The organism is uncultured Hymenobacter sp. (assembly GCF_964242765.1).
Taxonomy (GTDB): Bacteria; Bacteroidota; Bacteroidia; order Cytophagales; family Hymenobacteraceae; genus Hymenobacter.
This window is the reverse complement of the sequence record NZ_CAXTBM010000128.1, coordinates 793-5480: the sequence shown is the minus strand read 5'-3', so window position 1 is coordinate 5480 and position 4688 is coordinate 793. Positions and strand designations below refer to the sequence as shown.

Genomic DNA, 4688 nt, shown 5'->3' with positions numbered 1-4688 from the left:
AGCGCCTATGGTACTGCCTTCATCGGTGGGAGAGTCGGTCGCCGCCAACCTTACTATTTACGTCACCCTTCGTGCTGTCTCTTTACGAGATGCGCGAAGGGTGACTTTTTTATAACCTATCTTAATTACTTAACGGGCCAATTCGTATAATTGAATTGTGCTTTAACGGCTAAAGCTTAATTCATATACATGTTTAGAAGAAGGTACACATCTCTAAATAGTTTTAATCAGGGAGGCTCTTTGCTTTCTGTCTATCTTCCTCATGCTCGACGAATCATAGAGGAAGCATATAATATATGGCAACAAAGTACAGCATCTGAAGCTAACAGTGCTGAGATAACAAATGCTGGTAACAAGATGCAGATCACAATTATGCGTTTGAAAAAGGTAAATGAACAATTAGGTGTCGATGTCAAATCGCCATTTCGTGCCGAACAGCGTTATAGGCGTCGTTAAGTCAAGGACTCAAGTAAATGTTAGGTATTGCCATTTAATCAGGAACTAGTAAAGCAAACGAAGTTAAATCTGCTTCTAATTGTTTGTATTGCAGTAGGTTAATTGTTATCACAAAAGTGCTGAAATTTCAGAGGTCAACTTTCGACAAATATTACGTCTATTTGCCCTGAATTTGACAGTCTCGGACGCCGCCCGGATTACCGGCCTGAGCCGAGTATGCACCACTCACCTCTACCAGCGCCTGTGCCGGTACATAGTCCGCTTGCGCCAAGTGCCGGCCGAGCTGCCAGGCAAAGGCGAGAGCGATGAATCGTATTCTGGGCAGTGGCTGGTGCGTGGCAAACAAGGCCGTGGTGCAGGCAGAAACCATCGTATTTTGGGCTGTTCAAACGCGGCAACTAGATTTATGTGGAATAGGTGCTGAGCTGCGCCAAAGCAACTTTACAGGTCCTTACCCGTGACAGAATCGCGCCCTCGGCCGTGGTGCATACCGACGGGTGGCGCGGCTATGATGGGCATTTTTGGGTGCAACACGAGCAGAACGAGTTTGTCCTGTATACTCAGCACAGCAATAGTATCGAGCCGTTCTAATGCTCTGCCAAGCGGTGGCTAGTACAGGTCGACGGTATGCGGCCTGACAACTCTGAATCGTTTCTTTTCGAGTCCGAAATGCGCTTCAATTTCCGTTAACAGGACCTCAGCATACTCCTGTTAGCTTCGCTACCCTCCGCTTTAAGCGGTTTCTCACGCTACGATGGCCGTGCTCAATCACCCACAGGCCACCGCCACCGACGAAGCCGGCTCCTTTCACCTGCGCTTGCCAGTAGGTCGTTACCAAGTAGCCATCAGCGCGGTGGGATACGCCACGGTTATTCGGCCAGTACGGATAGGCGAACAAGCGTCTGCTCCGCTGACCGTGACGCTGCACGCCAGTTCTCAAGCGCTGTACGAAGTAGTGGTCACGGTCAATAAAACCGAAACCGATGCCCAGCAGACCCTCGCCGCGGTCAGCGTGCTGACCGCGCGCCGGCTGCAGGCGTACCGAGTTTGGTCACTGAGCGACTTAGGCGCGCTGGCCCCGAGTCTGCAAACCGTCGAGCACGGCGGCGGCACCAGCTCCTTATTTCTAAACATCCGGGGCACCATGGGCCTGCACAGCCAAACGGCCGTGGCTACATACATTGATGGAGTCTACCAGTTTGAGGGCTTTTCGGCGCCCTTGCAGTTCAACAACGTGACCCGCATCGAGGTGCTCCGTGGGCCAAAGGGCACACTTTACGGCCGCAATGCCTTCGGGGGTGTCCTCAACATCATCACCAAAAAGCCCACCAACACGCCGCAAGGCTTCGCGCAGCGGACGTGGGCAATTACGCCCAGAAGCGCTACAACCTAACCTACAGCTTGCCCCTGGTGAAGGATAAGCCGTATGTGGGCGTGGCCGGTCTGTTAAGCCAGCAGTGCGGCATTTATACCAATTCGGCGACGGGTCAGGCCTTTGACTGGCCCCAGGATATTGCCGGCGGGCTAACCCTGCGCTACCTGCCTATCGAATAGTTGAGTGTAGAGCTGATTGGCCGCTTCGAGCACAACGACGACTGCGGAGCGTATATGTGGGTCGCCACCGATCAGGCGCTGTTTGCTCAACCCTACGTCATTGGCCGCAGCGTCTCGAACCCGGAGCAGCGCGACAATATAAACGCGTAGGTGCGGGTGAAATACGCGGCGCAGCCAGTGGTGCTGACTTCCATTAGCGCCGTGCAGAATTATCAAAAAGGCTTTCCAGAGTATCTGGACGGCGATTATACTGCCGCGGACTGACTAAGGTATTCAGCGACGACCGAGTGCATACGTTCACGCAGGAACTGCGGGCCAACTCGAACCCGGCCCTGGCGTCGCCGCTGAGCTGGACGGTAGGCATGTTTCTGTGAACGGCTCCAAATGGTGCCAACGAGTTTGTGTAGTTACGGACGCCGGCTACTGGCCCGCCCTCCACCTTCTACCGCAACAGCCGCTCAGACAACTTGGGGGTGACGTTTTTCGGGCAGGCCGCCTATCGCCTGCGGCCCCGCTTAACGGCCGCCGCCGGCCTACGCTACGAACGAGAAACCCGCGAGTTGGCGCAGGCGCGCCGCATGGTGGCCCCCGACGACACCGAAAGCCAAGTGTTGCCGCGGACGACGTTTGAAGCGTCATTTGCTGCCTGGACTCCCAAGGGCATCCTCAGCTTTCAGGCCACGGACCACACCCTGGTGTACAGGCAGGTGGCCCGCGGCTTCCGGGCCAGGGCCCTCAACCTATTTGCCCCCATGGCCGCCGATGTACCTGTAGGCCCCGAGCACTCCAACAACTACAAGGTGGGGTAAAAAACACCTTGTTCGCCGACCGGCTGCAACTTAATCAGACGGGCTTTTACCTGCAGCAGCGCAACCAGCAGGTGATAGTCATTGAAAACGGCTTCTTCCTGACTCGCAATGCGAGCGACATGCACAACTTGAGTGCCGAGTTGGAGCTGCAAGCCGTGCCCGCCAAGGGCTGGCAAGCGGAGTGGACGGCCAGCCTAAGTAAGGCGGAGTATTCACGCTTGACCACAATAGTAGCCGGCAACAATCAGGACCTGGCTGGCCGCAAGCCCTTGTTCAATCTTGCTGCCGCTTCCTTCGTGGCGTTGCAGTACGAGGGGCACTGAGCGCCTTCGTGCGGGGTGAGCACCGCTATTCAGGGGCCTACTACCTCAACTACGACTACGTTATCCGGCAGTCGCCATTCCATGTATTCAACGCCCGGGCGGGGCTCAAGTACAAAAGCTATGAATTAGCCACGTGGCGCTGTAATCTCACCGATGTGCGGTACCGCACCTGGGCCACGTCGGTGTACCTGCTCAACACCCTGCGGCTGTGGGGCCTGACGGCGACAGCCACGTTTTAACTCGCTCTTCTCTTTCCACTGAACCAGTTTCTGTGCGGGCGCAGCCTTACAAGCTCAGCTGGCTGCGCCCGCACAGAAACTAGAGATAGCCGCACCCGTGTCGCTGTCTGTCCTTACTCTAGGACTACCTCATACAATACGTTTCAAATTGTGGTCGTCTCTTCTTGGAATGAAACGAGGAGAAGGATGGGATTAAAACGAAGTTTCGCTAAGAACCGGGTCAGACCGCCGGACGCTCAACCAGCCAAGCAGGCCAACATCGACCCGACCTTCGGCTTAGCTACTACGCGCTCCGGCGGGTTCTTGCTGCTTTACTCGCGTAGCGGGCAGCAAGCGAGCCAGTAGGGGCCGCCGCAGCCCCCGGCCACCCAGGGCCACGAGTAGTCCCAGCGCGGCACCGGCCAGCACGTCGCTCGGGTAGTGCTGGCCTAAATACACGCGGCTGGTGGCCAACACCAGGGCCCAACTCCACCAAACCAAGTGCAGACGCCAGGACGCGCGCGGCAGCACCCACGACAAGACCCCCACCAGCGTAACCAGATCGGCTGTGTGGGTGGAGAGAAAGCTGGCGCTCGCACTACAGCCAACGGGCAAATGCAGCAACGGCAGTAAGTCCGGGGCCTGGCAGGGCCGCGGCCGGTTGACCCAAGGCTTGATCAGGTCGCTGGCCAGCCAGTTAGTGGTAGCTACACTCAGGGCCAGCGGCAGCAACAGCCGCCAGCAAGATGCGCCGTAGTGGCGCCACAACCCAGGCAGGGCCAGCAGCAGCACCGGGCCCCACGCCAGCCGGCTCGAGGCGGCCAGCAGCAGTGCGTCCAGTAAAGGCGTGTGCTCCTGGTTGAGGGCCAGCACCAGTTGCTGGTCGAGAAAACGAAGGAAATCGAGCAATGGGGAGGGGGAGAGAAGATGGGAGAAGGCTGGAGACGGCAGCAGGAGCACACCCGAGGGCGGCAGAAACTGGGAAAGGGAGCCGAGCAGGAACCACCGCTAGTAGGGCGGGTGGGACTGAGAAGAAGCATAGAGTCCCAAGCACGAGTCGGTGTCGTAGGCTAGCAGGCGCTCGGGTTGGCGGCACTCTTGCTCGAGCCAGCGCTCTACATAAAACGAGCCGAGCCCATAGAGCTCGACACTGTAGTTTTCGTGCCAGCGCTGGCTCAGGTAGTGGCCGTGCGCGTGGACATAGTGGTTTTGTTGACTGGCAGATAGAGTCTGAAAGCCGGCGTAATCGAGGAGCATAACAACCAAGCGGGGTGCAACGGGGTGACCAGCCCATCAGCGCGGCTTAAAGATGCCGACAGGTGGTGGAG

General features: G+C 57.2%; 8 protein-coding genes and 2 pseudogenes. 7 read left to right on the top strand and 3 right to left on the bottom strand.

The genetic code is table 11. The features are described 5' to 3' along the window. Positions 1 to 613: 613 nt before the first annotated feature. Entirely contained in the window at positions 614 to 826 is a 213-nt protein-coding gene (locus ACFE7X_RS24890; RefSeq protein WP_375438374.1) for a hypothetical protein, read from the bottom strand. Between the two features lie 381 nt (positions 827 to 1207). On the opposite strand from ACFE7X_RS24890, the pseudogene ACFE7X_RS24885 reads away from it, so the two are divergent. From ACFE7X_RS24885 to ACFE7X_RS24855, 7 genes and pseudogenes are all read left to right on the top strand, one after another. Next, positions 1208 to 1405 (top strand): annotated as a pseudogene (locus tag ACFE7X_RS24885) (carboxypeptidase regulatory-like domain-containing protein); the annotation flags it as partial. A gap of 6 nt (positions 1406 to 1411) precedes the next feature. Continuing rightward, positions 1412 to 1849, top strand: coding sequence for a TonB-dependent receptor plug domain-containing protein (locus ACFE7X_RS24880; protein ID WP_375438375.1), 438 nt, complete (start codon positions 1412 to 1414; stop codon positions 1847 to 1849). After that, the gene (locus tag ACFE7X_RS24875) at positions 1816 to 2010 is read left to right on the top strand and encodes a hypothetical protein (RefSeq protein WP_375438376.1); all 195 of its coding nucleotides are present in this window, start codon (positions 1816 to 1818) and stop codon (positions 2008 to 2010) included. The genes ACFE7X_RS24880 and ACFE7X_RS24875 overlap by 34 nt, the downstream gene beginning before the upstream one ends. Next, positions 2011 to 2160, top strand: coding sequence for a hypothetical protein (locus ACFE7X_RS24870; protein WP_375438373.1), 150 nt, complete (start codon positions 2011 to 2013; stop codon positions 2158 to 2160). It abuts the gene before it with no gap. Positions 2161 to 2450: 290 nt separating this feature from the next. Then, positions 2451 to 2819: pseudogene (locus tag ACFE7X_RS24865) on the top strand (TonB-dependent receptor domain-containing protein); the annotation flags it as partial. A gap of 8 nt (positions 2820 to 2827) precedes the next feature. Continuing rightward, positions 2828 to 3142: a hypothetical protein gene (locus ACFE7X_RS24860; RefSeq protein WP_375438372.1), complete on the top strand. Its 315-nt coding sequence runs from the start codon at positions 2828 to 2830 to the stop codon at positions 3140 to 3142. An 8-nt stretch (positions 3143 to 3150) separates the two neighbouring features. Continuing rightward, on the top strand, positions 3151 to 3381 hold the full coding sequence (locus ACFE7X_RS24855) for a hypothetical protein (RefSeq protein WP_375438371.1): 231 nt from the start codon (positions 3151 to 3153) through the stop codon (positions 3379 to 3381). Between the two features lie 276 nt (positions 3382 to 3657). On the opposite strand, the gene ACFE7X_RS24850 is transcribed toward ACFE7X_RS24855, so the two are convergent. After that, positions 3658 to 4269: a phosphatase PAP2 family protein gene (locus ACFE7X_RS24850; protein WP_375438370.1), complete on the bottom strand. Its 612-nt coding sequence runs from the start codon at positions 4267 to 4269 to the stop codon at positions 3658 to 3660. A 99-nt stretch (positions 4270 to 4368) separates the two neighbouring features. After that, positions 4369 to 4617: a hypothetical protein gene (locus ACFE7X_RS24845; protein WP_375438369.1), complete on the bottom strand. Its 249-nt coding sequence runs from the start codon at positions 4615 to 4617 to the stop codon at positions 4369 to 4371. Positions 4618 to 4688: the final 71 nt, after the last annotated feature.